The sequence below is a fragment of the Amycolatopsis sp. DSM 110486 genome (genome assembly GCF_019468465.1).
Taxonomy (GTDB): domain Bacteria; phylum Actinomycetota; class Actinomycetes; order Mycobacteriales; family Pseudonocardiaceae; genus Amycolatopsis.
The window spans coordinates 7,834,860-7,860,461 of the sequence record NZ_CP080519.1 but is presented as its reverse complement, the minus strand read 5'-3'; the positions used below and the strand labels follow the sequence as shown (position 1 = coordinate 7,860,461).

Below are 25,602 nucleotides of genomic sequence, written 5' to 3'. Positions count from 1 at the left end.
CTTTCGTTGCGCCGCAGCCGAAGCGGGCGTCAGCTCTTCGCCGCGGCCGTCGAGTCACGGCGGACCAATTCGACCGGCAGCACCACGCGTTTGGCCGGTGCCGTCGGAGAAGCGATGTGTTCCAGCAGCAAGCGGGCGGCTTCGCGGCCGATGTCGTAGTGCGGGATGCGCACGGTGGTCAGCGACGGGCGCTGGCGGTCGACGAACGGCATGTCGTTGAAGCCCGTCACCGACACGTCGCCGGGGACGGTGCGGCCGAGCTCGTCGAGGGCGGAGTAGCAGCCGAGGGCGATGAGGTCGTTGCCGGCCAGCACTGCCGTCAGCGAGGGGTGCGCGGCGAGCAGGCGCAGGGTCGCGGCGTGGCCCGCGGTTTCGGTGAACGCGTCGGCGAACTCGACCGCCTCGGCGGCGGCGGCGAGGCCGGCGGACGTGGTCGCGTCGAGGTAGCCGCGGTAACGCTCCCAGCCCGTGGACAGGTCGCGCGGGCCGGCGACGTGGCCGATGCGCGTGTGGCCGAGGCCGGCGAGGTGACGCACGAGCAGGTGGATGCCCGCGGCGTTGTCGGCCGTGACCGAAGGGATGCCGCCGTTGTCGGTGCGGCGGTTGACCAGCACCGTGGGCACCGAGGACTCCAGCTCGTCGGAGCGGCGGCTGGTGGCCAGGATGAACCCGTCGATCTGGCGGCCGCGCATGGCGGTGACCAATTCGCGTTCGCGGTCCGGGTCGCCGTCGGTGTTGCCGACGAGCGCCATGTACCCGGCGTCCCGCAGACCGTCCTCGATACCGCGGACGATCGGCGGGAACACCGGGTTGCGCAGGTCCGGGATGATGACCCCGGCGACCGACGACGTGCGGGTGCGCAGGCTGCGCGCGGCGGAGTTGGGCGCGTAGCCCAGGGCCCGGGCGGCCTCGGCGACCCGGTTCGCCGTCCGCGCGTTGACCATCCCGCGCGTGGCGGGGTTGAGCGCCCGGCTCGCGGTCGCGGCGTGCACCCCCGCCCGCTCGGCGACGTCCTTGATCGTCGGCGGCCTGTTCATCGTGCCAGCATAGAGTGACCGGACGTCACCAAGAGACGGCGACGTACTTGGACTCGGTGTATTCCAGCAGCCCTTCGTGCCCGCCCTCGCGGCCGAGCCCGCTCTGCTTCACGCCGCCGAACGGGGCGGCCGGCTCGGAGACCAGACCACGGTTGAGCCCGACCATGCCCGACTCCAGCGCCTCCGAAAGCCGCAGGCCGCGGGCGAGGTCGCCGGTGTACACGTAGGACACCAGGCCGTGCTCGGTGTCGTTGGCCAGCCGGACGACCTCGTCCTCGCTGTCGAACGTGACGATCGGCGCCACCGGGCCGAAGATCTCCTCCGCGAGCACGGGCGCGCCCGCCGGGACGTCGGCCAGGACGGTCGCCGGATAGTAGAACCCCGTACCCTCCGGCCGTTTCCCGCCGACCAGCACGCGGGCGCCGGCGTCGACCGTGCCGTCGACCAGCTCGGTCACCTTGTCCACGGCGGCCTCGTTCACGAGCGGGCCGAGCTCGATCCCGGCGTCGGTGCCGGGGCCGACGCGCAGCGCGCCCATCCGTTCGGCCAGCCGCCGGCCGAACTCGGCGGCCACGCCGCGCTGCACGAAGAACCGGTTGGCGGCCGTGCAGGCCTGGCCACCGTTGCGCATCTTGGCGACCATGGCGCCGTCCACCGCCGCGTCGAGGTCGGCGTCGTCGAAGACCAGGAACGGCGCGTTGCCACCCAGCTCCATCGACGTGCTGACCACGGTGTCCGCAGCCACGTGCAGCAGCGCGCGGCCGACCTCCGTCGACCCGGTGAACGACAGCTTCCGCACGCGCGGGTCGTGGACCATCGCCCCGACGACCTTGCCGGACCGCGTGGACGGCACCACGTTCACCGTGCCTGCCGGTGCGCCGGCCTCTTCGAGGATCGCGGCGATCGCGAGCGCGGTGAGCGGGGTTTCCGACGCCGGCTTGAGGATCACGGTGCAGCCGGCGCCGAGCGCGGGCGCGATCTTGCGCGTGGCCATCGCGGCCGGGAAGTTCCACGGCGTCACCAGCACGCTCACGCCGATCGGCTGCCGCAGCACCAGGATGCGGTTGGCGCCGCCCGGTGCGGTCTGCACGGTGCCCGCCACGCGCACGGTTTCCTCGGCGTACCACCGGAAGAACTCGGCGGCGTAGTTCACCTCGCCGCGCGCGTCGGGCAGCGCCTTGCCGTTCTCGCGCACGATCAGCTCGGCGAGCTCCTCGGCGCGGGCGTGCATCAGAGTGAACGCCCGGTGCAGCACGTCGGCCCGGGCCCGGGGCGTGGTCGCGCCCCACGCGGGCAGCGCCGCGGCGGCGGCGTCGACGGCGGCCAAGCCGTCCTCGACGCCGCCGTTCGCGACCGTGGTGATGGGCTCGGCCGTGGCCGGGTCGATCACGGTGATGCGGGACCCGTCGGACGAGGGCCGCCACTCACCGCCGATGAACAACTCTTCGGGGACCTTCACGGTGACTCCTCAGTACGGGTTGGCGACGAACAGGTCCTGCGCCGGGAACTTCGTCAGCACCTCGACGCCGGTCTCGGTGACCACGACTTCCTCTTCGATGCGCGCGGCGGAGAACCCGTCGGTGGCCGGGCAGTAGGTCTCGAGCGCGAACACCATCCCGGGGCGGATCTCGACCGGGTTGCCGAGGCTGTTGAGCCGGGAGATGATCGGCCGTTCGTGCAGGCCCAGCCCGAGGCCATGGCCGAACTGCAGGCCGAACGCGGCCATCTCGCTCGCGAAGCCGAACTCGGTCGCGGCGGGCCAGACCCGGGCGACGTCGTCGGTCCCGATCCCCGGCTTCACCGCTTCGATCGCCGCGTCCATCCACTCGCGCGCCTGCCGGTACGCGCCCCGCTGCACATCGGTGGCACTGCCGACGCTGAACGTGCGGTAGTAACACGTCCGATAGCCGTTGTAGGACTGGATGATGTCGAAGAACGCCTGGTCGCCAGGCCGGATGAGCCGGTCGGAGAAGTTGTGCGGGTGCGGGTTGCACCGCTCCCCCGACACCGCGTTGATCGCCTCGACCTGGTCGGAACCCATTTCGTAGAGCCGTTTGTTGGCCAGCGCGACGATCTCGTTCTCGCGCACGCCGGGCTTGAGCGCCTCGACGATGTCCTGGTACACGCCATCGACCATCGCCGCGGCCTGCGAGAGCAACGTGATCTCGTCGGACGACTTGATCTCCCGCGCGTCGAGCATCGCCTGCTGCGCGTCGACGACCGTGAGGCCTTGGCGCTGCATCTCGAACAGGAACGGCGGCTCCACGATGTCCACGCCCACCGGCGAATCCGCGACGCCGGCCTGCGTGAGCAGGTCCTTGATCTGCGTGACGGCGTCACGCATCAGGCCCGCCTCGGGCGAGATCGCGCCGCGCAGGCCGAGCATGCCGGCGCGGCAGTTCTCCGGCTCGAGCCACGGCGAGTACAGCTGGTGGTGCTTCGCTGCGGAACCGAAGTCCCACAGCATCGGCTCGCCGTCACGGGTCAGCAGCGCGTAGCGGGTCATCTTGTCACCGAGCGCGCCGCCGATCCACGTCTGCGTGGTGTAGCGGATGTTGTAGAAATCGAAGAGAAGGAACGCGCCGCACTCGCCCGCGTCGAGCGAGGCCCGTGCCCGGGCGAGGCGGTAGTCGCGCAGCCGCGCGAAATCCACGCGCTCCTCGAAGTCGACGGCGTTGTGGCCCGGCGCCGGAATCGGCCGACCGTCAGACATCGGTGGGCTCCAGACCGTCGGAGACCTCGGCGTTCTCGGACACCAGCGTGATGCCGGACCGGCGCGCCTGCTCCTCGATCAGCACGGCGAAGTCCTGCTCCACCAGCCCGGCGCCGATCGCGCCGGCCACGATCTGCGCGGTCGCCGAAGCCACCGGCATCGGCGCGTCCAGCTCGCGGGCCGCGGCGAGGCCGAGGTCGAAGTCCTTGCGCAGCAACGGCATCGTGAACGTCGGCGTGAAGTCCAGGTTCACCAGCGCCGGCGTCTTGTAGCGGGAGAAGACCGAGCCCATCACGGAGTCGTTGAGGAAGGTCATGAACGCCTCGCGCGTCACGCCGCCCTTCTCCGCCAGCACCGTGATCTCGGCCAGCGACTGGATCACCACGCCGAGGAAGACGTTGTGGCAGATCTTCACCAGCCGCGCCACCTCGTCCTCGCCGACGTAGGTCACGCCGCGGCCAAGGGTGTCGAGCATCGGGCGCACCTCGTCGAACACCGCGCGCGGCCCCGAGACGGCGAGCGTCAGCTTGCCCGAGCTCACGACCTTCGGGTTGCCGCTCACGGGGGCCGCCAGCAGCTCGGTGCCGCGCTTGGCCGCCTCCACGCGCACGGCGGCCGAGGCCTCGGCGGAGACCGTGGAGGAGTCGATCACGACCTTCGGCGCCTTCGCCGGGTCCGTGAACAGGCCGCCCTCACCCGACGTCACGTGTTGCAGGTCGGCCGAGGCCGAGACCATGGTGAACACCACGGCCCGCCCGGCGAGGTCCACCGGCCGCTCCGCGACGGTCGCGCCGGCGGCGACCAGCTCTTCGGCCTTGGCCCGCGTGCGGTTGTAGACGGCGACGTCGTAGCCGGCCGCGAGCAGCCGGCGCACGAGCGCCGCACCCATGCGGCCGGCACCGATCCAGCCGATCGTGGGTCGGTCGGTGAGGGTCACCATGGTCAGTACCTCCGAAACGTTTGCAATCGTTTGCAACCATCATGCGATGCCAGCTAGGATCCGTCAAGTAGCGAAAAGAAAGCCGAGCTGCGAACGTCCGCAGTCGGCCGCGCCCGAAACGGCTGTGAGACTCTGAAAGGCGGCACCGGCGTGCGTTCGATCAAGCTGGGCACGTTCAGCCCCTCGGTCCTCCTGTCGGTCGCCGCCGCCACCGGCGCGCTCGCCGAGGCCGGGCTCGAGGTCACGGAGGTGCCGGCGAAGACGTCGGCCCACCAGTTCGAGGACCTCTTCGAAGGCCGCCTCGACGCCGCGTTCACCAACCCGGACAACGTGCTGGCCTACCGGTGTGCCCCCGGCAACCCGCTGGGCCGGACCGGCGACGTGCGCGTCCTCGGCGCGGTCGACCGCGGCCTCGGGCTGGGCCTGTTCACCGCGCCCGGCGTCGCCGCACCCGAGCGCGGCAGCCGGCTCGGCGTCGACGTGCCCGGTTCAGGCTTCGCGTTCATCGCGTTCGAGCTCCTCGCGCGCGCCGGCCTGGTCCGCGACACCGACTACGAGGTCGTCAGCCTCGGCTCCACCCCGAAACGCGCGCGGGCCCTGGTCGAGGGCGCCGTGGACACCACCGTGCTCAACGCCGGCAACGACCTCGTCGCCGAAGCCCAGGGTGCCCGGCGCGTCGCGTCGGTCACCGAGATCGGCCCGTACGCCGGGACCGTCCTGTGCGCCACCGCCGACGGGATCGCCGCGCACCGCGACGCCCTCGCCGCCCTGCTCACGGTCACCTCGGCCGTGGCACGGGAGCTCGCGGCGGGCCGGCACCGGGAAGTCGCACTGGCCGCGGTGACCGACCGCCTCGGCCTCACCGGCACGAGTGCCGAGCGCCACCTGGCGATCCTGACCGATTCCGCGGTGGGCCTGGTCCCCGACGCCCGCCTGACCCGCGCGGAGCTCGACACCATCGTCCACCTGCGCAACCGGCACTCCCGTGCCGGGACGCCGGTCACCGCGGAGGAGGCGCTGCGGAGCGGCCTCGTCGACTCCTCACTGATTCCCTAATACGGAGAATGACTGCGATCGTTTGCCATGGCGCTGGCGCCACTGAACACCCATCGATAGAGACGTTCTAGCTGCACCTCTTCCGCAGCCGGCCATCGATCAACATTGACCTCAAGCCCTCCGCCGCCTACATTGCTGCAATCGATCGCAGCTGTGACGCTCGTCTCCGGCGCCCGGGAAGGCTCCCCATGAACAGCTCTCAGAGAACCATCGCGCCCCAGGTCCCGACGGCACGCCGGGTTCCGCTCGCCGTGTCGATCACCGGCTGGACGCTGCTCGTCCTCTCCTACCTGATCAATGCCATGGACCGGCAGGTGTTCTACCCGCTGCTCCCGGAGATCAGCGCCGGGCACGGCTTCAGCCTGTCGCAGGGCGGGCTCCTCGCGACCGGCTTCACCCTCGGCATCGCCCTGGCCGGCCTGCCGGCCGGGTACCTCGTCGAGAAGCTGCCCCGTAAGACGGTGCTCGTGATCAGCGTCTTCTTCTACTCCGCCGGCACCCTCGCCACGCCACTCGCGTCCGGCTTCGCCGACATGGCTGTCTACCGGCTGATCTCCGGGGCCGGCGAAGGCATGCAGGCAACGGCGCTGTACGCGGTGGTCGGCTCGTTCTTCGTGCTGCGCCGGTCGTTCGCCTTCGGCGTGCTGGGCGCGGTGTTCGGCACCGGCGTGTTCCTCGGACCGCTGGTCGGCACCGCGATCGCGCAGAACCTCGGCGGCTGGCACACGCCGTTCCTGTTCTACGGCATCGCGGGCCTGGTCCTGACCGTCCTCATCGGACTGCTGGTCCGGCGTGGCGTGACCGACCTCGACGCCGGTGTCGTGCGCGGAGCCGAGATCCCGACCGACCACGTGCCGAGCTCGCCGTTCAACCGCAACACCGCGATGCTGTGCCTGGCCTGCATCGCCGGCGGTCTCGTGTTCTACGGCTACCTCGGCCTGTACCCGACATACCTGCGTCAGCAGCTGCACTACACCGCGTCCGAGGCCGCGCTCGCGACGAGCGTGATCGGCGCCGGCGCCGCGACGTCGATCCTCACCGGCTGGCTCGCCGACCGCTTCAACCCGCGCACGATCCTGCTCGTCACCTACGCAGGCGTGGCCGTGAGCGCGTGGCTGGTCTTCAACGGCTCCGCGAGCCACGCCTGGCAGTACACGACGTCGTTCATGCTGGCCGTGTTCGTGGCGGGTTCGCTGTTCACCACGCTCAACGCCACCATGCAACGCGCGGTGCGCCCGAACTACGTCGGCCGCGCCGCCGGGATGTTCGTCTCGTTCTACTACGTGGCGGCCGCGTTCTCCGGGCTCCTCTTCGCCTCGCTCGTCGGCTCGCTCGGCTGGCACGGCGCCGCGTTGTGGCAGCTGACCATCCTGCCGCTGGCGACGCTGATCCCGTTGTCGTTCATCGACTCCCGCAAGCTCATCGACCCGCGCCGCGACCGCTGAAAGCGCGGACGCCGGTCACGCGACCCCAAGTCGCGTGACCGGTGTCCGAAAAGGACTCAGCGGCGGACGAGCTTGCGCCCGAGCTGCTTCTCGAGGTGCACCTCGATGAACACCCGCAGGTACGGGTCGTTCTCGTAGCTGGTGAAGGCCGCCGCCAGCTCCGGCTGCTCCTGCTCGGTCAGGAAGACGATGCGCCACGCGTTGAGCGGGTCCTCCTCCGAGCCGCCGACGGAGTGCTCGACGTGGAAGATCGGCTGCCCGGTGCCGGCGGTGAACACCCGGCCGTCGGGCGCCTCGAAGCGCTCCGCGCCGACGAAGAATGCCCGCCGGCTCTCGTGGTCGAGGCGGACGTGCTCGATGATCAGGTCGTAGTTGTCGGGGTCGGCCCATCGCCGCTGCTCCGACACGCGGGTGAAGTCCTCGAACTGCCCGTTGTGGACACTCGGGAACTTCTCGGCGCTGCCGGGCTTCACGACCGTCGGGATGTACACGTCCGGCGCCGCGGCCTTGCGCTTTTCCATGTCCCACAGGTCGGTGCCGGTGTACTGGAACGGCGGGGTCACCTCGTAGCGCTCGCGCAGCACCTCGTTCACCCGCACCGGTGTCAGCTTCGCCGTGGTGCTGCCCGGCGCGTCCCACGCCTGGGTGATGATCGCTTCGTGGTCCATCGGTTGTCCTTTCAGGGAAAGAGAATCCTCAAGCGGGTTGTGCGCCCAGCAGCAACCGGACCTCGGGTGCCACTTCCTGGGCGAAGGCGGCGACCTGGTCGATCGCCTGCTCCTCCGGCCAGAACACGAACGTCGTGAACGGCTGTTCTTCGCCGAGGCGGGCCAGCAGCTCGGCCCATTGCCGCGCCGTGCCCCGCACGGGGTCGGTACCCTCGTCGACGCGCAGCCGGCCGGGGTTCGCGGTGATCGTGCCGACCACCTGCGCGATCCGGCGGACCGCCGAGGGATCCCGGCCCGTGGTCTCGGCCGCGTCGTCGATGATGCGGTTGGCCTCGGCCCACTTCTCGTACGGCAGGTAGGAGGCGATCGGCGCCGCCCACCCGTCGGCGATCCGGCCCGTCAGCGCGAGCGCCTTCGGGCCCTGCGAACCGGTCCAGATCTCGATCGGGTGTGCCGGAGCCGGTCCCGGGTGGGCGCCGGCGACCGAGTAGTACTCGCCGTCGAACCGGATCGGCTTGCCGCCGTCGGCCCACAGCGCGCGCAACACCGTGATCGCTTCCTCCAGCGCGACGTTGGCCTCGGCGGGAGTCCGCCGAGGCACCCCGAGCCGGGTGATCGCGTCCCAGTAGCCACCGGCCCCGAGCGCCAACTCGAACCGGCCGCGGGACACCAGGTCCAGCGCCGCCGCCGTCTTCGCCAGCAACGCCGGCGGACGCAGCGGCAGGTTCGCCACGTCCGGGAAGACGCTGATCTTGTCCGTGTGCGCCAGCAAGTCGCCGGCGAGGACGAACGTGTCGAGGTAGCTCGGCACGTACGGGTGGTCCTGGATCCCGATCAGGTCCAGCCCGCCCGCCTCCGCCGCCCGGGCGAACTGGCGGTTGCCCACCACGTCGTCGATCGGCGTCAGCGAGACACCGAACTGCAGGTCCTTGCTCATGCCACGTGCTCCCGGACGAACGTGCCGATGCGGTCGACCGACGCCGCCGCTTCGGGGAGGAACGAAACGAAGTGCTGCCAGATGTGCGGGGCGCCCTCGGTCTCGACCAGCTCCGAGGCCACGCCCGCCGCCAGCGCGCGCTCGTGGAAGCGGCGCGAGTCGTCGATCATGACCTCTTCGGTGCCGACCTCGAGGTGGATCGGCGGCAGCCCCGTGAGGTCGCCGAACAGCGGCGACGCGAACGGGTCGCGCGGGTCGTGGTCGCCGAGGTAGCCGGCCGCGAAGCCGCGCAGCACTTCCCGGCTGACGAACGGGTCGCGGTCGGCGCGTTCCGCGAACGAGGGCGCCGAGACCGTCAGATCCGTCCACGGCGACACGGGCACCGCCGCCGCGGGCAGCGCCACGGCGAGATCCTTGAGCTTCAACAGCAACGCCAGCGACAGCCCGCCGCCGGCGGAGTCACCGCCGACGGCGATGCGGGTCGCCGGCACCGTGCCGAGCAGCGCCTGGTAGGCCGCTGCCGCCGCGTCGAGCGCCGCGGGAAAGGGGTGCTCGGGCGCCAGCGGGTAGTCCGGCAGGTAGACGGTGCCCCGCGTGGCGGTGGCCAGCCGGGCACCCACTTCCCGGTGGTTGTACGCCGAACCGTCGGTGTAGCCACCGCCGTGGAAGTACAGCAGCGCCCGGCCGGCGACGGAGGCCGGCGTGGTCACCGCGAGCCCCGGGAAGCCCGGGGCCGCGGTGACGAGCGCGTCGTCGGGGACGGGGAACTGCTCGCTCCAACGCCGGTACGCGTCCCGGTGCCGCAGGTGTTCCGGCCGGTCGTCGACGGGCATGCGCTCGCCCATCGTCGCCAGCAGGTGGTGCGCCTCCGCGAGCTCCGCGCTCAGCGAGATCATCCGTTCTCCTGCGGCAGCAGCACCGGCTTCGTCGCGGTGCCGTCCTTCATGGCCTCCGCCGCGCGTTCGACCTCGCTCAGCGGGAAGGTGGTCACGAGCCGCTCGACGGGCAGCCGACCGGTGGCGGTGAGCGTGGCCAGCACCGGCAGGAAGGTCGGCGGGTTGCTCTGCCCTTCGACCACGCCGATCACTCGCTTGCTGTTGTTGACCACGTCGGCCACGTCGATCGGCGCGGTGACGCCGAACGGCGGCACGCCGACCACCGCGGCCATGCCGCCACCGCGCAGGCTCGTGATGGCCTGCACCAGCACCGCCGGCACGCCGCTGCTCTCGACGACGTGGCCGGCACCACCGCCGGTGAGGTCCCGGATCGCCTCGATCGGGTCGGCGGTGCGGGAGTTGACCACGGCGGTCGCGCCGAGCTCGCGAGCCAGCTCGAGCCGCGAGTCCAGCACGTCGACCACGATCAGCTGCTCGATCGGCAGCAGCGCGGCGGCCATCACCGCCGAGAGCCCGACCACGCCGGCCCCGAACACGGCCACCGCGGAAGCGGCGCCCGGCTGCAGCACGTTGAGCACCGCGCCCGCGCCGGTCTGGATGCCGCAGCCCAGCGGTGCGAGCACCGACGAAGGCACGTCGGCCGCCACCTCGGGCACGAGAACAGTGTTGCGCACCCGGGCGAGGGCGTAGGTGGCGAACGAGGACTGGCCGAAGAAGTTGCCGTGCACGATCTCGTCGCCATCGTGCAGGCTCGGGCTGCCGTCGGGCCGGGAGCCGTTGGTGAAGTTGCGCGGCAGGAATTCCACGCACTGCGAGGGCAGCCCGGAGACGCAGCCCACGCAGTGACCGCAGGAGTCGAACGTCAGCATGACCCGGTCCCCCGGCCTCACTGAGGTCACGCCCGAACCGACCTGCTCGACGATCCCGGCCCCCTCGTGCCCGGCCACCCCCGGCAGCGGGAAGGGGAACTCCCCCGCCCGCACGGCGATGTCGGCGTGGCACATGCCCACCGCCTCGATCCGCACCAGCACCTCGTCCGGCGCCGGGTCGGCCAGCTCCAGCGAACGCCGCGTGAACCGCTCCCCCGCCGAGGCGACGGTCATCGCGGAGGTGGTCGTGGGCATCAGGACTCCTCGCCGGCCGGGGCGGTCGCCTGGATCTGCAACGTCAGCTCGGTCGCGTCGCCCATGAGCAGCGGGCCGCCGGGCCGGGATACGTTGCCGGCGACACCGAACGCGGAGCGCGAAACCCGTGTGGTGGCACGGAATCCGACGCGGAAGTTGCCGTAGTGGTCCACGCCGTCGCCGGTGAAGTACAGGTCGAGCGCGACCGGCAGCGTCGTGCCGCGGATCGTGAGGTCGCCGCCTAGGGTGAACCGGTCGCCGTCGGCCTCCAGGCTCGTGGAGGCGAAGGTCGCCTCCGGGTGGTCGGCGACGTCGAAGTAGTCCGCGGCGCGCAAGTGCTCGTCACGCGCCTCGGTGCCGGTGTGCAGCGACGCGGTGTCGATGGCCGCCGTCACCGACGACTTGGCCAGGTCATCGGCGACCTCGACGGTGCCGGAGAAGGCGCCGAACGTGCCGCGCACGCGGGCCGCGACGAAGCGGGTGGAGAACTCGATGGAGGAGTGCACCGGGTCGATCTCGTAGCGGCCGGCCTTGATCTCAATGCTCATCGTGGTGGTTCCTTTTCTCGGTGTGGGAACGGGGAAGTCAGTGGAAGACGCCGTCGTGGACCTCGGCGACGTAGCCGCCGGGGAATTGCAACAGGACGCTGGTGCGGTCCTTGCTCCGGTACGGTCCGGAAAGGACGGTCGCCCCACCGGCCGTGGCCTTCGCGACCGTGGCGTCGACGTCGGAAACCGTGTAGCCCGTGGTGTCGCGGCCGTAGGGGTAGTTCCAGTCGCCGTTGCCGGCCAGCACCACGGTGTTGCCGAACGGGGTCTTGATCCGGACGCGGTGGTAGGTGGTGCCCGGGGCGCCGATCTCGCCGCCGTCGGCGTTGCGGACGGCGGAGATCACCGTGCCACCGGTGAAGCGCAGGTAGGAGGCGAGGAACGCGTTGACCGTGTCCTCGGACAGGTACACGCGGAACTCCGGCTGCGTGATCAGCGGGGTGAAGCCCGACATGTCGAACTGCTTCCAGATCTGGGAGCTGAAGCCGCCCGGGAACCGGACCACGGCCTCGCGCCCGACCGGACCCGTCCACGCGGAGACGGGCACCGTCGCGCCGGCGCGGTGGGCCACCTTCACCGCTTCGTCGGGGTCCTTCACGCCGAAGCCGGTCTGCTCCGAGCCGAACGGGAACGGCACCGGCGTCTGGTAGTCGTACGCCGCCAGCAACCCGACCGGCGAATGGATGATCGAGGCCAGCGCCTTGCTCGGCGTCGGGGTTATCCCGAAGACGTTCTGGCCGTTGTCGGTGCCGCCGAAGGTCGCTTCCCAGCTCTTGATGAAAGCGGGCAGCTTGCCGTGCTGCACGTACACGTGCGACGCGTCGTATTCCACGCCGAACGCCTTGGCAGGCGGGCCGAACCGATCCTGCGAGCCTTCCGCGCTGCCGCTCGACACCGCCACCACGACCCCGGTGACGGCTGCGGCGACCACGCCGAGGATCCCGGCGCGCTTCACGATCCTGCTCTTCATGACGTCTTCTCCTCCCCCGTAGGTGGTCAGTTCTTGGCGTAACCGGCGGCGATCTGCCCGACCAGCACGGCGAACGGCATCTCCAGCGCCGCGTATACGTAGCCGGCCTGCGGGTCGCTGTTGTCGGCGAGGACCTCGACCATGGCGGTGGCGTAGTCGATGGGGATCACGCCCGCCTGCTGCATCCGCAACAGGCCCGCTTCGCGCTTCGTCCGCGAGAACGTGCCCGACGCGTCGATGGCCGCGTAGGCGTCGAAGCCCTCGGCGGTGACACTGATGGCCGGGAACGCGAGGCACACCTCGGTGGACACCCCGGCGAAGATCACCTTCTTGCGGCCGGTCGCGCGGATCGCGCCCTGCACGCGCTCGTCGTCCCACGCGTTCACGGTCGACCGGTCGAGCACCACCACGTCGTCGGGCAGGACCGCGGCCAGCTCGGGGATCAGCGGACCCCACATGCCGTCGGCCTCGGTGGTCGAGACGACGAGCGGCAGGCCGAGCACCTGCGCCGCCTTCGCCAGGCCCACGACGTTGTGCTTCAGCTCCTCCACCGCGATGTCGCGCACGCCGCTGTACAACCCGACCTGGTGGTCGACCAGCACAACCATCGCGTTGTCCCGGGTCAGCCGCTCGATGAACTTGCTCTCAACCATGGGGAACTCCTCCTGAGGCTACTCGGTAAATGTACAGGATGGTCAATTTTTTTGACTAGTTGACCGCGATCACCTTTCGGCGGCCCGGGATGCCGAGCTTCCGGGCGACGGGCCTCAGCGAGAAACCGGCGATCACGGCGATGAAGACGGTGAACGCGCCGGCGAGGACGCCGGTGTAGCTCCGCCAGCCCACCGGTGCCAGGAGCAGAAGCCACTTCTCGGTCAGCGACACGCTCGCGGCCAGGGGGAACGTGAACGACCAGAAGCCCAGCGAGAAGGGCAGCTTCCGGTAGCGCGGCAGCAACATCACCTGCACCAGCAGCACGAGCACGCCGACGCCGGCGATCGCCTGGCCGATCGGGTCCACCTCGAACCCGTGCATCGTGAACCACGCGAGCCCCGCGACGGGCGGTGGTGCGAGCAGGATCGCGGTGGTCGGCCGCAGCGCCTCGGGAAGCGGGCTGTGGAAGCTCAGGCGCTGCACGATGATCGGCGTCATCACCACCGAGAAGAACACGCCGACGGCGAACAGGCCCCACGCCAGCCCGTGGTAGCCCAGCACGTGGGCGACGTCGGCGCCGATCAGGCCCGGCGCGACCGTCGGTAGCAGGTAACCGGCGTGGACGGCTTCCAGGCCGAGGCGTCCTTCGAACCACGACGCGAGGATCCAGGCGGCGAAGACCGCCGACGTGACCAGCGCGAAGAGGTACAGGACCCGCCCGGCCACGGGAGACCACGTGAACAGATCGGAGGCCAGCAGCATCTCGACGACCGGGGCCAGCGAGGCGATCGGCCCCTGCGCGGGGTGGCGCAGGTGGTCGATCAGCTGCTGCTCGCTCTTCGCACCGCGCACGACGTGGGCGATCATCAGCCAGACCCACGAGATCGCCGCGACGGCCCAGAACGCCTGCGGTACCGCGCGGGGCAACCCGAGTGCCGGCGCCGCCCTCGTCCACACCCCGGCTAGCCCGACCAGACCGAAGCTGATCGCGAACGTCGTGAACGGGTAGCGGGCCGGCGCGGTTCTGACCGGCTGGCTGCCGGCGGGGTCGGCCGACGGCGTGGCGGGGACGGTGCTCGTCAACGGGTGCTCCAGGGAAGGATGGGATTCCGGGCCGCCCCCTCGACGGCCCGCAATGTGCCGGAGCCGGTGTCGTCGCCCGGCGGATCCGGCGTTCGTGCTGAGAGTCATCGTGCTCGGATCGGCTTCACTCAGTGCCCGTCAGATGACGGGTCCGGAGACGGTCACCCGTCGCCGTTGATCGACTGGGCCCGATGTGATGACCCCCGGTCGGGCGACAGACGCGTCCGGCGCGCCGCTGCCATGACCGCTGCGCCGACGGAGCGCCTCCACCGGCTGACCGAGGTGACGATCGGCCCGATCCGCCTCGTCGCGCGGGTCGGCGCAGGCGTGCGCCAGCGCGACGTGCTCGCACCGCTGCGGAGTACGGCCGCACCCCGGTGGCCGGCGCGAGGCCGGGCCCAGTGCTCGGCCGGCGCCACGGGGTACGCGGCGGACCGGGCGCGCCTGGTCGAGGTCGTGCGCCTCGACGGGGGTACGGCGGACGGTGAACGTCGAGCGCGAGCCGGAGCTGTTCCGGGCCCTGTGCCGCAGCGAGGCGAGCGCCGTCGTCACGGCGATGGTGGTCGCGCACGGTTCCCCGGCCGGCCTCGAACTGCACGCGCTCGGCGGCGCCTACGACCGTGTGCCGCGCGTGCCGGACGCCGTCCCAGGGCGCGGCGCGGCGTTCCGGCTGACCACCTACCGGTGACCGAGCCGGCCGGTGCCTCCGCCGAGGAATCCGGTCGCCCCGCCGAGCATCGAGCCGGCCCGGAGCCCCAGCCGGTGCTGTGGCGCCGGCTTCGGTGGCACCAAGCGGAAAACGGGCCCTTCGGCCGGTGCGCCGGGATAGGCCGTGAGGTCCCCGCGAGCCGGCACCGCGCAGTCGGCGACCCGCCCCTCGGCGGTCCCGACCAGCAGCCGTCCGGTGCCGGCGAGCGCCAGCGCCAAGCCCGTCGACGGGAGCCCGGCCACGACCAGGGGATGTGTCCAGAGGACATCGCCGGTCGTGACGTCGAGCGCCACGAGCAGGCCGGAGCTCAGGCTCAGGTAGACGATCGCGGCAGCGGCTTCGAGCGCCAGGACCTGGCCCCCGACCACGAACTGCCACCCGACCTCGCCATCCGGCAGCCGGCGCCGCGTCACGAGGGTGGCGCTGTGCCGCGCGTCGGCCACGGGACCCTCGACGTCGAGCTCCGGCCCGGTGCGCGACCACGCGGTCGCGTAGATCAACGCACGACCGTCGAGCTCGACCGCGGCCCCGATTTCCGTCAAGTCCGCGGCTTCTTCCGACGGAGCCACGGGAAACAGCGGCCGCACGGTCGGCTCGTCACGGTCCGGGTCCGCGACCGCGACCCAGCGCACCTTGTCGTCGCCGGGCACTCCGGTGACGTACGACGACAAGGCGCGCCGGACCGGCAACACGGCCCAGCCTTCCGGCCGCTCTCGTCCGTCCGGGGTGAAGGAACCAAGCAGAGAACGGGACTCCGGGCGATCGGGCAGCCGCGAACCGTCCACAGAGGACCACACCGCCACCGCCCCGCCTTCCGACGAGGCCATGACCGCGCCGTCGGCAAGGGCCTCGACACTCCACACCGCACCGTGTTCACGCCACCCGGCGCTCAGGGCCTCGAGGTGCTCTCGCGCACGGGTTTCGTCGCGCGGATCGTCGCTTTCGCGGCAAGGCCCGTCGAGCTCCCGCCACGAGATCTCGCCGTCGCGCACCGCGAGCCAGTCGTCGCGTTCGAGCATCGCGTCGTAGCCGACGGTGTGGGACTCGCGGCCGAGCTCCTCCTCGTCGGCGGGAGCGACGGCGAGATCCAGCACCCGGCCTTCGCGCCACCGGCGCCAGCGTACGGAACGGATCTCCCGGGTGTCGGCGAGTGCGGACACCACGCGGCCGGAGCCGAAGTGCCACAGCAGCAGCTGTCCCTTGTAGAAGAAGCCACCGTCGTACCGCCCGGTCCCGATGGCCAGCACCGGCAGCCGCGGGTGGAAGTCCACGGCGTGCACCGGAAAACGGCTGCGCAAGAGCAGGCGGCAGGTCAGATCCCGAGGGTCGTAGAGGCCGACCACGTGCGGGGACAGCCGGGTGCGCCGCTCCCAGTCCCGCCACCCCTGCCGGCCGGCCACGGCGACGAGACCGTGCTGCTCGCTGTCCGCGACCGTGACCGGGCGGCCGATCTCGGGGAACGGGCCGGCGCCGAACACCCGCCGGACGGTCACCACCGCGCGGTCCCGCGAAGGATCAAACGGACGGCGGAAGGGCGTCGAGCCACGAGCGCGTGAGCTCGGCCCGGTCGGACGTACGCAGCAACGCCGACGGACCGCGCGCGGCCTCGTGGAAGATCGTGCGGGTCCCGCCGTTCGGGGCGTCGAGCAGGAGCCACGATTGGTAGAAGCTCAGTCCGTCGCTCACCGCGGCCCAGCCGAACCGGCTCGGCACGACCAGCTCGCCCACGATCCCGTCGAGGGTGTGCGGCGCCGCCACGACGACGAACCGGCCGCCGACGATCAGCTCCTCGGACACCTCGACCCGGTCCACCCCACGTTGCCACGCCGGCCACTCTGCCACCGCGACGAGCCGGGTGAACACCGCGTCGGCCGGTGCCGCCACGTGACGTTCGTGGCTGACGAAGCTGTCGCAACGGTCCGGCCCCCAGCCGGGCGGCCAGTGGACGTCCGGGTGCACTCCTGCGCTCATACCCCCGAGAGTGGACTTCGCGGGTGGACACAGCACCCGTCACATGACTGGCTTGTCCGACCGGTCCCGGTCGTCGTACGCGGTGAGGGCGTCGCGCAGCGCGGCGCGGGACGTGATGCCCAGCTTGGGGAAGATCTTGTACAGGTGGTCGCCCACGGTCCGGTGGGAGATGAACAGCTTCTGCCCGATCTGCTTGTTGGTCAGGCCGGCGCCGGCCAGCTCCGCGATCTCGCGCTCCTGCGGCGTCAGCGGCGACTTGGCGTCCGGCGCCGACTGCCGCGTGAGCCCGGTCGCGCGCAGTTCGTTGGCGGCGCGGTCCCGCCACGGGACGGCGCCGAGCGCGGCCAGCGTGTCGTGCGCGATGGTCAGCTGTTCCCGCGCCGCGCTCGTGCTCCGCAGGCGGCGCAGCCGTTCCCCGTACGCGAGGCGCACGCGGGCCAGGTCGAACGGCCAGCGGTCCAGCGCGGGACCGGACAACGCCGCCTCGAACCGTTCCCGGGCGGTGTCGTCGTCCGCCGTCAGCGCGGTCGCCGCCGCTGTGACCAGACGCAGGCGGGGCGACAGCTTGCCCAGTCGGGCCTCGCGCAGTGCGGCCGCGTGCGCGCTCGCCTCGGCGCGGCGCCCGGTGAACAGCGCTGCCTCGACGAGGTCCGGTGCCGCCCAGAGCGCGGTCGGCCGGTACCGCGCGAGCTCTCCCGGCGGGCTGACCTGCGTCGCGTGGTGGTAGGCGTCGTCGTACTCGCCGGCGCCGATGTCGGACAGCGCGCGGGCCTGCCACGCGAAGTACGTGATGCCGGCGGCCTGGTGCGCGATGGCCCATCGTGTCATTTCGCCGGTCAGCTGCCGCGCGGCCTCGACCTCGCCGCGGCCGGCGGCGACGAGGGCCTGTACCCAGTGGAAGTACCAATGGAAAAAGCGCAAGCCGTGCTCGGTGCAGACCGCGAGGCCCTCGTCGGCGAACTGCCACGCCTCGTCCCAGCGGCCCGACTGGAAGCCGTCGATCCCCAGGTGCATGAGCGCGCCCAGGTGGCGGCGGGCCGGCCCCTTGCCCGCGTGGCGCGACTGCGCGAGGTGCCGTTCCGCCTCCCGCAGCCGGGGCAGCCGGTCGGCGAAGACGGCGGCGGTGCCGATCCGGATGAGCCGGGTCGGGTCCTCGTCACCGCCCACGGTGTCGATCACGGCGTCGAGCTCGGCGACGTCCTCGTCGGTCGCGCGGGCCGGGTCGGAGAACACGGTCGCGTTCACGCGCAACAGCGGCGGTGGCTCCGGCTTCAGCCGCCCGACCAGGCGGTGGAAGATCTCCCACGCCTGCTGCGTGCCGACGTACCAGCTGATCAGGAGCAGGTTGAGCAACGCCTCGACCAGCACGGCGTCGTCGGCGTCGAACCCGTGATCACCGGCCTCGACGGCGCCGGCGAGCAGCCGGTGGGCGGTGGTGACGTCGCCGTCGGAGTTGATCAGCAGGTGCGCCGCCGCGGCCGCGCCGGGCAGCGAATGCGTCGGAAGGGAACCGGACCGGCGGGCGTCGCCCAGCAGCCGGCTGGCCGTGGCCAGCTCGCCGCCGGCGTCGGCTCCGACGTACGCGGCCTCGGCGAGCCGGCGGCCGCGGTCGGCCGGGTCGGGACTGAGCTCCGCGGCGCGGGTCAGCGCCGCGACCGCGCCCAGTGCGTCGCCTTGCCGCAGCAGGGCCTGAGCGGTTTCGTCCAGCTGCGCGGCGATGTCGGCGTCGACGCCGACGGACGACTCGGCCAGGTGCCACACGCGGCGTTCGGGCGTCGCGACGACCCCGGCCAGCGCGCGGTGGGCCCAGCGCCGTTCGCGTTCCGCCGACGCCTCGACCACCGCGGCGCCGATCAGCGGGTGCCGGAAGCCCAGCCGGGTGTCGCTCACCTGCACGAGCCGGGCGTCTTCGGCCGGGGCCAGGTCGTCGAGGTCGCACGTCTCGCCGCCCGCCGTGCGCAGCCGGGCGACCTCGACGCTGCCGCCGAGCGCCCCGAGCAGCATCATCAGCCGGCAGCGCTCGGGCAGGCCGCGCACCCGCGAAGTGAACAGCACCTGCAGCCGGTCCGACAGCGGCAGGACCTCGGGCAACGTCGTGAAGTCCGTCCGCTGGTCGCCGTCGAGCGCGGACGGCAGCTCCAGCAGCGCGAGCGGGTTGCCCGTGGCTTCGGCGAGCAGCCGGTGCCGCACGGCCGGCGACAGCTCCGGGAAGTGCCGGTCCACGAGCGTGCGGGCCGCCTGCGCGGGCAGCGGCGGCAGCACGGCCTCGGCCAGCCCGCTGTCCTGGAAGAACCCGCGGTCGGCCGAGCGGCACGCGGCGAGGAAGACGATCGGGCTGCCGACCAGGCGGCGGGCGACGAAACCGAGCACCTCGGCGCTGGCCCGGTCCACCCAGTGGAGGTCGTCGATCACGATCAGCAGCGGGGTCTCGGCCGCGACGGCCCGCAGCCACAGCAGCGCCGCGTTCGACACCACGAGCCGGTCGGGCGCCGGCCCGACCTCGAAGCCGAGCGCGCACCGCAGCGCCGTGCGGTGGGTGTCGGTGAGGGCGGCCATCTCCTCGCCGAGCGGGAAGAGCAGCTGGTTGAGCGCGGAGTAGCCGACCTCCGCCTCGAACTGCACGCCCGCCGCCCGCAGCACCCGCGTGCCGCGCCCGGCCTCGCCGGCGGCGAATTCGTCGAGCACGGCGCTCTTGCCGACCCCGGCCTCCCCCACCACGAGCAGGGCGCCACCGCGCACACCGGCGCCTTCGAAGAAGGAGCGGATCGAGGCGATCTCGTCGTCACGGCCGATCAGCGGCACGGGTCGGCCCTCCACTCCCGGAGTCGCCGGGTGCCGAAGCCACCGGTGCTGTCGGCGCTCTCGGAGCTGCCTGCGCCGCCGCGAGCCGCGCCTCGCCTGCCGAAGCGGACGAGCCCGCGGGCCGCTCGGCCGCCCGAGCCGCCGTGCGCGTGTCCGATGCCGTGGGTCCGCACTCGTTCCTTCTTCAGGGCCGCCGTAATGGCCACCCGGGCCGATGAAATATTCACGACAATCCGGATCGGCGGTGAAGCGGCAGGGACAACGGTTGATCCGGACAGTTCGTACCCGTCTTCGCGATCGGCGTCCGGAACCGCGATTCGACAAAAGTCATCTTAATGAACTACCCGATCCCCGGTGAGACCAGGTTCGCCGAAGATCCAGTGATACCAAGAAAATTCGACCTCGGTCAAACCACGCGCGCAGTCGCCTCCCGGCATGCTCGGCTACCAATCCATCCCACTCCGAAGGCAGCCGATCGTCGGCAGCGATTCACCGAGGAATAAGCTGCGGGTAACGACGGTTACGGAGAGGCCCGCCGCGACACCCTCGGCGGAAGACGTGTTCGACATGAACGCCTTTCGGTTGATACTCATTCTCCGCTGACACATGATGGACTGGATCGCGAGAGGGGACTACGGATGATCGGCTCATTTTCTGTCGGGATCGGTTCATGGACGGGGTGAGCAGACTCATCCGGCTGGCACACCTCGAGGGCCGCCTCGACGTGCGGTGCCTGATGGCCGGACAGTTCACTTTGGACCACGAGGCCGCCCCGCCGGGCGAGGTGCAGTTCCACCTTGTCCTGCAAGGACGCTGCACGGTCACCACCGGCACGTCCACAGTCGACCTGGGTCCGGGTGACTACCTCCTGCTCCCCCACGGGGACGCCCACACGGTGACCGCGGCCTCGGGCCGCCGGCGCCGGTTCGAGGAGGAGCCGGGAGCGACGTTCACCACACGCAAGTCCCTCGGCGCCGAGCACGAGCTCGACCTGTTCTGCGGCCACTACCGCTTCGACTCGGCCGCGGGCGCGCTGCTGTTCCGCCTGCTGCCGTCCCTGGTACACGTCACGATGGACCGCCCGGCGCTCGCGCTGGCCGACGTCCTGCGCGGGGAAGCGGACTCCGACGGGCCCGGCACGGGCGCCATCGTGTGCTCGCTGTGCGACGCGCTGCTCGCCATGTCGCTGCGCAGCCGCCCCGACCAGCGGCTCGACACGCCCGCACTGTGGACCGCCATGGGCGACGACGTGCTGGGCCGGGTGATCGCTCTGGTCGTGGAACGCCCGGGCGAGTCGTGGACCATCGACCGCATGGCGACGGAGGCGCGGATGTCGCGCGCCACGTTCCTGCGCCGCTTCACCGCCCGCACCGGCATCACGGTCGCGACGCTGCTGACCTCGATCCGGATGATGGTGGCCGCCGACCTGCTGACGCGCTCGGATCTCTCGGTGGCGCGGGTGGCGAGCGAGGTCGGGTACCGCTCGGAATCGGCGTTCGCACAGGCCTTCCGTGCCACTGTGGGCACTCCGCCTGCCCGTTTCCGCAAGCACGCGGTGACGAGCCAGTGCACGCGGCTGTAGCCTGTCGTCGCATCTATTGACGGTAAAGATTAATGACCAGTCGGAAAATCATCCCGGTGCGGACGCACCGCCCTGGCGCCGCAACGGTGCGCGTCCCGGGATCGCGGAGCCGGCCCACCGGAGAAGAACCAGAACCAGGAGCAGACGATGTCCGTCGTCGAGATGACCACCTTCACGGTGGCCGAGGAGAACACCCGGGCGATGCTGGCCGCGCGCCCGGCGATGGTCGAGGCGTTCCGGGCCGACCGGCGCGGGTTCCTCTCCGCGCGGCTGGTGCGGGTGGCCGAGAACACGTGGCTGGACTTCGTCGAGTGGTCCGACGACGCCGCGTGGGACGAGTCGAAGGCCAAGGGCGCGAACCTGCCCGCGATCGGCGCGTTCTTCGCGACGATCGACACGCTGGTGAGCGCCGAACGCGGCGTGCGCTACGACGACGCCCAGGAGACCCCGGTCGTCGAGCGCCGCGTGCGCACCGTGGCGTACGGGCCCGAGCCTTCACAGGTCGGTGAGCTCTACCTGCCCGAGGGCGAGGGACCGTTCCCGGTCGTGGTCGTCGTCCACGGCGGGTACTGGACCGCCATGTGGGACCGCCGCCAGATCACCGACGTCGTCGACGACTTCCTCGGCCGCGGGTACGCGGTGTGGAACATCGAGTACCGCCGCATCGGCGAGCCGGGCGGCGGCTGGCCCGGCACGTTCCTCGACATCGCCGCGGCCGTGGACGCGGTCGACGGGATGGACCCCGCGCTCGACACGAGCCGGGTCGTTTTCGTCGGGCACTCGGCCGGCGGGCACCTCACCACCTGGGCCGCCCACCGCGGCGCCCTGCCCGCCGAAGCCCCGGGTGCGAACCCGAAGGTCACGCCGCTGGGCATCGTCTCCCTCGCCGGCGCGCTCGACCTCAAGAAGGGCGACGCCACCGGGTTCGGCACGGTGCTCGCCGACCCCGACGCCGAGCCGCCGAAGGACGCGCCCGAGGCCGCCCGCCCCGAGGCGTGGCCGATCGTCGCCGCGGAGGTCGGGGACGGCGTCGTCACGCTCCTGGTCGGCGCGCGCTACGCCGAGAACCCCGAGCGCTACGGCTGGACCTCCCCGCTCGAGCTGGCCAACCCCGGCGTGCCCGTGCTGGCCGTGCACGGCACCGCGGACGAGGCCGTGCCCGCGGACTGGAGCCACCGCTACGCGGAGAAGACCAACGCGGAAGGCGGCAGCGCCCGCTACGTCGAGGTCGAGGGCGCGACCCACTTCGACGTGGTGCAGCCGGCCCACCCCGTGTGGCCGACCGTCACCGCCTGGATCGACGAGACGTTCACCAAGAACCAGTGACGGGCCGGGCGTCGTGCCGCCGATCGCCGGCACGACGCCCGTCGCTCATTCCGCGGTGCGCCAGCGGCCGCGGGTCAGCTCGGCGTAGTCGGTGAACTCCGGGAGCGCGCCCAGCTGCCGCAGCAACGCGAAGTCGTCGGCGAAGTACCAGTGCTCGGCGACGAGCCCGTCCTCGAACCGCCAGATCGCCATCTCCGTGATATCGATCTTGTTCCCCGTCGCGGGAAAGCCGTAGAGCTCACCAGTGTGGGTGGCCGTCAGCGACCACACCGCCCACACGCGGTCCGCCTTGGCGACGATGTCCTCGATGACGTCGTGCCGGTCCGGCAGGGAATCCTTGCGATAGCCGCCCATGCCGAGGCCGGACAGCTCCGCCAAGGACGCCATGCCGACGCGGTTGACCGTCGCACCGGGCTTGAGGAACTGCGCGCGTTCTTCGAGCGAAACCGAACGGAACTTCAGGACGAGATCGATGTTGCGGCGTTCCTCTTCCGTGTACTCGACATCCTGGTAGTCGCCGCCGGCGAGGCTCGTCACGAGGCTGCGGGTGTTCATGCGGTGTCCTTTCGAGGTCGGTCAGGCCCTGACCAGTTCGGCTTCGATCACAATGTCCACGAGGTTCGACACCATCACGCCACCACCGGCGAGCAGGCCGTCGAACCGCAGCCCGAACTCGCGCCGGTCGAGCGACGTCCGGGCGGAGAACCCGGCGCGCGTGGCGCCGCGGTGGTCGACGACACCACCGGTGCGCACGGCGAGCTCGATCGGCCGGGTGACCCCGCGGATCGTCAAGCTGCCGGGCAACGTCCAGTCGCGGGCGGAAAACCTGTCGCACGACGCGGTGAACTCCAGCTCCGGAAAGCGTTCGGTGTCGAGGAAATCCGCCGAGCGGATCAGTTCATCTCGCTTCGGATGGCCCGAAGACACGCTCCCGGTCGCGACGCGGACGTGCACCGACGCGCCCGACAGGGTGCCCTCGACCTCGCCGTCGAGCACGTCGAACCGGCCGGTCACCCGCGCGATCGTCATGTGCACCACGGAGAACGCGACGAGACTGTGCGCCGCGTCCACCGTCCAGGTGCCGGCCAGGGCTTCCCGTGACCGGCGGACCGTTTCGTCCACAGTGGTCACGACGCCACCCCCACCGGCACGGCTCCCGAGGTGTTCGCGAACCGCGGCATCACGTGGTCGATGAACCGCTGCAACGAACGGTTGCCGAGTGCGGGATCCAGCTGCCCGTACAGGAATACGAGCGCGAGGTGCCCGATGCCGCGCTCGGCGTGGGCCTCGATCTCGCGAGCGACGGTGTCGACGCTGCCGACGATCATCGCCTTGCGCAGGAACGCGTCCCGGTCATTGGCCGCAACGCCGACCACGCTGTTCTGGAACTTCGCCGCACCGGCCGCACCCTGGAACGCCTTGGCGGTCGACGCGTCGAGGTAGTCCAGCGCCGGCGTGACCTCGCGCAGCGCGGACTCGTCGGTTTCGCCGACGTAGACCATTTTCTGCACGAGCGACCAGTCGCGAGCGTCCTGAATGGTCTGTTCGTCGTGACCGGACCGGTCGAGCGCGTCGTGGTAGAGCGCCCACTTGCGGGCGGTCTCATCGAGCTCGTCACGCGCGGTCTGCAGCGCCCACCCGCGGCCGACCGCGTCGAGGATGCCCTGGTCGGACAGCGCGGCGCGGGCGAAGCGGATCGACGGGCGGAAGCTGCCGGGCATGATGCGCCGGGTGAGCAGCCCGCTCGAGTGCGTGGTGGTGAAGTCGATCTCCACGCCGTCGTCGTCCCGCTTGTCCAGCGCCTGGAACGCGACGTCGAGCACCTCGTCCATCAGCCCCGCGCGGTTCGCCGTGTCGCGGCCGAGCCCCTGGTACTCGCGCGGCGAACCGCCTGTGCCGACGCCGATGGTGCAGCGCCCGCGCGTGAGCAGGTCGAGCGTCGTGCACGCCTCGGCGAAGTTGAGCGGGTTCCACAGGGCCGGGACCGCGACCGAGATGATCGTGTGCAGGTTCTCGAGCTGCGGCGCGAGGTAGGCCCCGAACGTGAACGGGTTGCCGTAGGTGTTGTAGCCGGTGAAGTGGTGCTCGGTGAGGCAGACGCCCGCGAAACCGCTGCGGTCCGCGATGCGCGCCTGCTCCGTCACAGCCTCGACGACCTCGAGGTCGTGCGCGCCGTCGGGCGACTGGGCGTTGAGGTAGATCGAGAACTTCATGTCTCCCCTTGGGTTCCGGAGGTTTCAGAGGTTTTCGGAGGTTTTAAAGGTGCAGTCAGGCCGCTGTGTCAGATCGGTGTGTCAGGCCGCGGTGTCGCCCCGGATGTGCGCGGCGACGTCGGCGCGCAGGTGCACGAACTTCGGGTCCGCTCGCGTGGTGATCTGGTCGCGCGGCGCGGGCAGGTCCACCGTCACCTGCTCGGCGACCGTGGCCGGCGGCCGGCTCAGCACGATCACGCGGTCGGACAGGTACACGCTCTCGTCGATGTCGTGCGTCACCACGAGGATCGTCATGCCGAACCGGTCGCGCACCGACAGCGTGAGGTCCTCGAGGTCGGCGCGGGTCTGGGCGTCGACGCTCGCGAACGGCTCGTCCATGAGCAGGATCCGCGGCCGGCAGGCCAGCGCGCGGGCGATGGCCACGCGCTGCTGCATCCCGCCCGAGAGCTGCCACGGGTACTTGCGCCGCGCGTCACCCAGCCCGACCGCCGCCAGCGACTCGGCGGTGCGTTCCCGCCGTTCGGCCGCGGGCACGCCGGTGGCGCGCAACGGGAACTCGACGTTGCGGCCCACCCGCATCCACGGGAACAGCGAGCGGCTGTAGTCCTGGAAGACCATCGACAGCCCGGCCGGCACGCCGTCCACGGGCTTGCCGAGCACGCACACCTCGCCCTGGCCGGGCCGCAGCAGCCCGGCGAGGCAGCGCAGCAGCGTCGACTTCCCCGTGCCGGACGGGCCGACGATCGTCAGCAGCTCGCCGTCGGCCGCGGTGAACGACACGTCGTGCAGCACCGGTTGCGGCTGCCCGGGGTAGCTGTGCCCGAGGTCCGTGACCCGCACCGCGGGCTCGGCGGGCGCGTCCGGACCGCCCGCGACCGGGCGGGCCGCCGTGTGGACCGGGTTCTGCATGGAGGTCATCACCAACTCC

Annotated in this window: 24 protein-coding genes; 5 read left to right on the top strand and 19 right to left on the bottom strand. The window is 71.5% G+C overall.

The genetic code is table 11. The features are described from left to right. Nucleotides 1–29: 29 nt before the first annotated feature. Genes K1T34_RS38130 through K1T34_RS38115 form a run of 4 tightly spaced genes read right to left on the bottom strand, consistent with a single transcriptional unit; the run spans nucleotide 30 to nucleotide 4,690 of the window. Nucleotides 30–1,037, bottom strand: coding sequence for a LacI family DNA-binding transcriptional regulator (locus K1T34_RS38130; RefSeq protein ID WP_220239579.1), 1,008 nt, complete (start codon nucleotides 1,035–1,037; stop codon nucleotides 30–32). A 25-nt stretch (nucleotides 1,038–1,062) separates the two neighbouring features. After that, the gene (locus K1T34_RS38125) at nucleotides 1,063–2,496 is read right to left on the bottom strand and encodes an NAD-dependent succinate-semialdehyde dehydrogenase (RefSeq protein WP_220239578.1); all 1,434 of its coding nucleotides are present in this window, start codon (nucleotides 2,494–2,496) and stop codon (nucleotides 1,063–1,065) included. A 9-nt stretch (nucleotides 2,497–2,505) separates the two neighbouring features. After that, a complete protein-coding gene (locus tag K1T34_RS38120) occupies nucleotides 2,506–3,750 on the bottom strand; it encodes a Xaa-Pro peptidase family protein (protein WP_220239577.1) in 1,245 nt (414 codons plus the stop codon). Further along, entirely contained in the window at nucleotides 3,743–4,690 is a 948-nt protein-coding gene (locus K1T34_RS38115) for an NAD(P)-dependent oxidoreductase (RefSeq protein ID WP_220239576.1), read from the bottom strand. The genes K1T34_RS38120 and K1T34_RS38115 overlap by 8 nt, the downstream gene beginning before the upstream one ends. A 150-nt stretch (nucleotides 4,691–4,840) precedes the next feature. Between K1T34_RS38115 and K1T34_RS38110 the strand changes: the two genes are divergently transcribed. Both K1T34_RS38110 and K1T34_RS38105 read left to right on the top strand, forming a co-directional pair. Next, nucleotides 4,841–5,746: an ABC transporter substrate-binding protein gene (locus tag K1T34_RS38110; RefSeq protein WP_220239575.1), complete on the top strand. Its 906-nt coding sequence runs from the start codon at nucleotides 4,841–4,843 to the stop codon at nucleotides 5,744–5,746. Between the two features lie 188 nt (nucleotides 5,747–5,934). Next, nucleotides 5,935–7,191: an MFS transporter gene (locus K1T34_RS38105; RefSeq protein ID WP_220239574.1), complete on the top strand. Its 1,257-nt coding sequence runs from the start codon at nucleotides 5,935–5,937 to the stop codon at nucleotides 7,189–7,191. Between the two features lie 56 nt (nucleotides 7,192–7,247). On the opposite strand, the gene K1T34_RS38100 is transcribed toward K1T34_RS38105, so the two are convergent. From K1T34_RS38100 to K1T34_RS38065, 8 genes are read right to left on the bottom strand one after another with little or no spacing between them, the layout of a single operon-like run. Next, nucleotides 7,248–7,859, bottom strand: coding sequence for a hypothetical protein (locus K1T34_RS38100; RefSeq protein WP_220239573.1), 612 nt, complete (start codon nucleotides 7,857–7,859; stop codon nucleotides 7,248–7,250). A gap of 28 nt (nucleotides 7,860–7,887) precedes the next feature. After that, the gene (locus K1T34_RS38095) at nucleotides 7,888–8,796 is read right to left on the bottom strand and encodes an LLM class flavin-dependent oxidoreductase (RefSeq protein ID WP_220239572.1); all 909 of its coding nucleotides are present in this window, start codon (nucleotides 8,794–8,796) and stop codon (nucleotides 7,888–7,890) included. Beyond that, nucleotides 8,793–9,692 carry an alpha/beta hydrolase fold domain-containing protein gene (locus K1T34_RS38090; RefSeq protein WP_220239571.1) on the bottom strand — a complete coding sequence of 300 codons (900 nt, stop codon included), beginning with the start codon at nucleotides 9,690–9,692 and terminating at the stop codon, nucleotides 8,793–8,795. Before K1T34_RS38090 ends, K1T34_RS38095 begins: the two co-directional genes overlap by 4 nt. After that, nucleotides 9,689–10,816 carry an NAD(P)-dependent alcohol dehydrogenase gene (locus tag K1T34_RS38085; protein WP_220239570.1) on the bottom strand — a complete coding sequence of 376 codons (1,128 nt, stop codon included), beginning with the start codon at nucleotides 10,814–10,816 and terminating at the stop codon, nucleotides 9,689–9,691. The genes K1T34_RS38090 and K1T34_RS38085 overlap by 4 nt, the downstream gene beginning before the upstream one ends. Beyond that, nucleotides 10,816–11,364, bottom strand: coding sequence for a YceI family protein (locus tag K1T34_RS38080; RefSeq protein ID WP_220239569.1), 549 nt, complete (start codon nucleotides 11,362–11,364; stop codon nucleotides 10,816–10,818). The genes K1T34_RS38085 and K1T34_RS38080 overlap by 1 nt, the downstream gene beginning before the upstream one ends. Before the next feature lie 37 nt (nucleotides 11,365–11,401). Continuing rightward, on the bottom strand, nucleotides 11,402–12,334 hold the full coding sequence (locus tag K1T34_RS38075) for a VOC family protein (RefSeq protein ID WP_220239568.1): 933 nt from the start codon (nucleotides 12,332–12,334) through the stop codon (nucleotides 11,402–11,404). A gap of 26 nt (nucleotides 12,335–12,360) precedes the next feature. After that, on the bottom strand, nucleotides 12,361–12,987 hold the full coding sequence (locus K1T34_RS38070; protein ID WP_220239567.1) for an isochorismatase family protein: 627 nt from the start codon (nucleotides 12,985–12,987) through the stop codon (nucleotides 12,361–12,363). A 55-nt stretch (nucleotides 12,988–13,042) separates the two neighbouring features. Then, the gene (locus K1T34_RS38065; RefSeq protein WP_255637843.1) at nucleotides 13,043–14,071 is read right to left on the bottom strand and encodes a hypothetical protein; all 1,029 of its coding nucleotides are present in this window, start codon (nucleotides 14,069–14,071) and stop codon (nucleotides 13,043–13,045) included. A 484-nt stretch (nucleotides 14,072–14,555) separates the two neighbouring features. On the opposite strand from K1T34_RS38065, the gene K1T34_RS38060 reads away from it, so the two are divergent. Beyond that, nucleotides 14,556–14,759, top strand: coding sequence for a hypothetical protein (locus tag K1T34_RS38060; protein WP_220239565.1), 204 nt, complete (start codon nucleotides 14,556–14,558; stop codon nucleotides 14,757–14,759). Here the strand turns inward: K1T34_RS38060 and K1T34_RS38055 are convergent. The 3 genes from K1T34_RS38055 to K1T34_RS38045 are packed head-to-tail and all read right to left on the bottom strand — an operon-like array spanning nucleotide 14,750 to nucleotide 19,553. Then, nucleotides 14,750–16,273 carry a hypothetical protein gene (locus K1T34_RS38055; RefSeq protein WP_220239564.1) on the bottom strand — a complete coding sequence of 508 codons (1,524 nt, stop codon included), beginning with the start codon at nucleotides 16,271–16,273 and terminating at the stop codon, nucleotides 14,750–14,752. The genes K1T34_RS38060 and K1T34_RS38055 overlap by 10 nt on opposite strands. A gap of 22 nt (nucleotides 16,274–16,295) precedes the next feature. Next, entirely contained in the window at nucleotides 16,296–16,751 is a 456-nt protein-coding gene (locus K1T34_RS38050) for an SRPBCC family protein (protein WP_220239563.1), read from the bottom strand. 39 nt (nucleotides 16,752–16,790) lie between these two features. Continuing rightward, nucleotides 16,791–19,553 carry a LuxR family transcriptional regulator gene (locus K1T34_RS38045; RefSeq protein WP_220239562.1) on the bottom strand — a complete coding sequence of 921 codons (2,763 nt, stop codon included), beginning with the start codon at nucleotides 19,551–19,553 and terminating at the stop codon, nucleotides 16,791–16,793. 679 nt (nucleotides 19,554–20,232) lie between these two features. Here K1T34_RS38045 and K1T34_RS38040 point away from each other — a divergent pair. Next, entirely contained in the window at nucleotides 20,233–21,135 is a 903-nt protein-coding gene (locus K1T34_RS38040; protein WP_220239561.1) for an AraC family transcriptional regulator, read from the top strand. A 147-nt stretch (nucleotides 21,136–21,282) separates the two neighbouring features. Beyond that, nucleotides 21,283–22,461, top strand: a complete 1,179-nt coding sequence (locus K1T34_RS38035) for a S9 family peptidase (protein WP_220239560.1) — start codon at nucleotides 21,283–21,285, stop codon at nucleotides 22,459–22,461. Between the two features lie 45 nt (nucleotides 22,462–22,506). Here the strand turns inward: K1T34_RS38035 and K1T34_RS38030 are convergent, their stop codons facing one another. From K1T34_RS38030 to K1T34_RS38015, 4 genes are all read right to left on the bottom strand, one after another. After that, entirely contained in the window at nucleotides 22,507–23,016 is a 510-nt protein-coding gene (locus K1T34_RS38030; protein ID WP_220239559.1) for an ester cyclase, read from the bottom strand. Nucleotides 23,017–23,037: 21 nt separating this feature from the next. Further along, nucleotides 23,038–23,592, bottom strand: coding sequence for a YceI family protein (locus tag K1T34_RS38025; protein ID WP_220239558.1), 555 nt, complete (start codon nucleotides 23,590–23,592; stop codon nucleotides 23,038–23,040). Next, nucleotides 23,589–24,674 (bottom strand): LLM class flavin-dependent oxidoreductase, encoded by a 1,086-nt coding sequence (locus K1T34_RS38020; RefSeq protein ID WP_220239557.1) that lies wholly within the window; start codon nucleotides 24,672–24,674, stop codon nucleotides 23,589–23,591. Before K1T34_RS38020 ends, K1T34_RS38025 begins: the two co-directional genes overlap by 4 nt. A gap of 81 nt (nucleotides 24,675–24,755) precedes the next feature. Then, a complete protein-coding gene (locus K1T34_RS38015) occupies nucleotides 24,756–25,592 on the bottom strand; it encodes an ABC transporter ATP-binding protein (protein ID WP_255637842.1) in 837 nt (278 codons plus the stop codon). Nucleotides 25,593–25,602: the final 10 nt, after the last annotated feature.

Excerpts from the sequence above, each read along its gene's own strand:
- K1T34_RS38130 (WP_220239579.1), bottom strand. The coding sequence starts at position 1,037 with ATGAACAGGCCGCCGACGATCAAGGACGTCGCCGAGCGGGCGGGGGTG.
- K1T34_RS38120 (WP_220239577.1), bottom strand. The coding sequence starts at position 3,750 with ATGTCTGACGGTCGGCCGATTCCGGCGCCGGGCCACAACGCCGTCGAC.
- K1T34_RS38115 (WP_220239576.1), bottom strand. The coding sequence starts at position 4,690 with ATGGTGACCCTCACCGACCGACCCACGATCGGCTGGATCGGTGCCGGC.
- K1T34_RS38105 (WP_220239574.1), top strand. The coding sequence starts at position 5,935 with ATGAACAGCTCTCAGAGAACCATCGCGCCCCAGGTCCCGACGGCACGC.
- K1T34_RS38100 (WP_220239573.1), bottom strand. The coding sequence starts at position 7,859 with ATGGACCACGAAGCGATCATCACCCAGGCGTGGGACGCGCCGGGCAGC.
- K1T34_RS38095 (WP_220239572.1), bottom strand. The coding sequence starts at position 8,796 with ATGAGCAAGGACCTGCAGTTCGGTGTCTCGCTGACGCCGATCGACGAC.
- K1T34_RS38090 (WP_220239571.1), bottom strand. The coding sequence starts at position 9,692 with ATGATCTCGCTGAGCGCGGAGCTCGCGGAGGCGCACCACCTGCTGGCG.
- K1T34_RS38085 (WP_220239570.1), bottom strand. The coding sequence starts at position 10,816 with ATGCCCACGACCACCTCCGCGATGACCGTCGCCTCGGCGGGGGAGCGG.
- K1T34_RS38080 (WP_220239569.1), bottom strand. The coding sequence starts at position 11,364 with ATGAGCATTGAGATCAAGGCCGGCCGCTACGAGATCGACCCGGTGCAC.
- K1T34_RS38075 (WP_220239568.1), bottom strand. The coding sequence starts at position 12,334 with ATGAAGAGCAGGATCGTGAAGCGCGCCGGGATCCTCGGCGTGGTCGCC.
- K1T34_RS38070 (WP_220239567.1), bottom strand. The coding sequence starts at position 12,987 with ATGGTTGAGAGCAAGTTCATCGAGCGGCTGACCCGGGACAACGCGATG.
- K1T34_RS38050 (WP_220239563.1), bottom strand. The coding sequence starts at position 16,751 with ATGAGCGCAGGAGTGCACCCGGACGTCCACTGGCCGCCCGGCTGGGGG.
- K1T34_RS38035 (WP_220239560.1), top strand. The coding sequence starts at position 21,283 with ATGTCCGTCGTCGAGATGACCACCTTCACGGTGGCCGAGGAGAACACC.
- K1T34_RS38030 (WP_220239559.1), bottom strand. The coding sequence starts at position 23,016 with ATGAACACCCGCAGCCTCGTGACGAGCCTCGCCGGCGGCGACTACCAG.
- K1T34_RS38020 (WP_220239557.1), bottom strand. The coding sequence starts at position 24,674 with ATGAAGTTCTCGATCTACCTCAACGCCCAGTCGCCCGACGGCGCGCAC.
- K1T34_RS38015 (WP_255637842.1), bottom strand. The coding sequence starts at position 25,592 with ATGACCTCCATGCAGAACCCGGTCCACACGGCGGCCCGCCCGGTCGCG.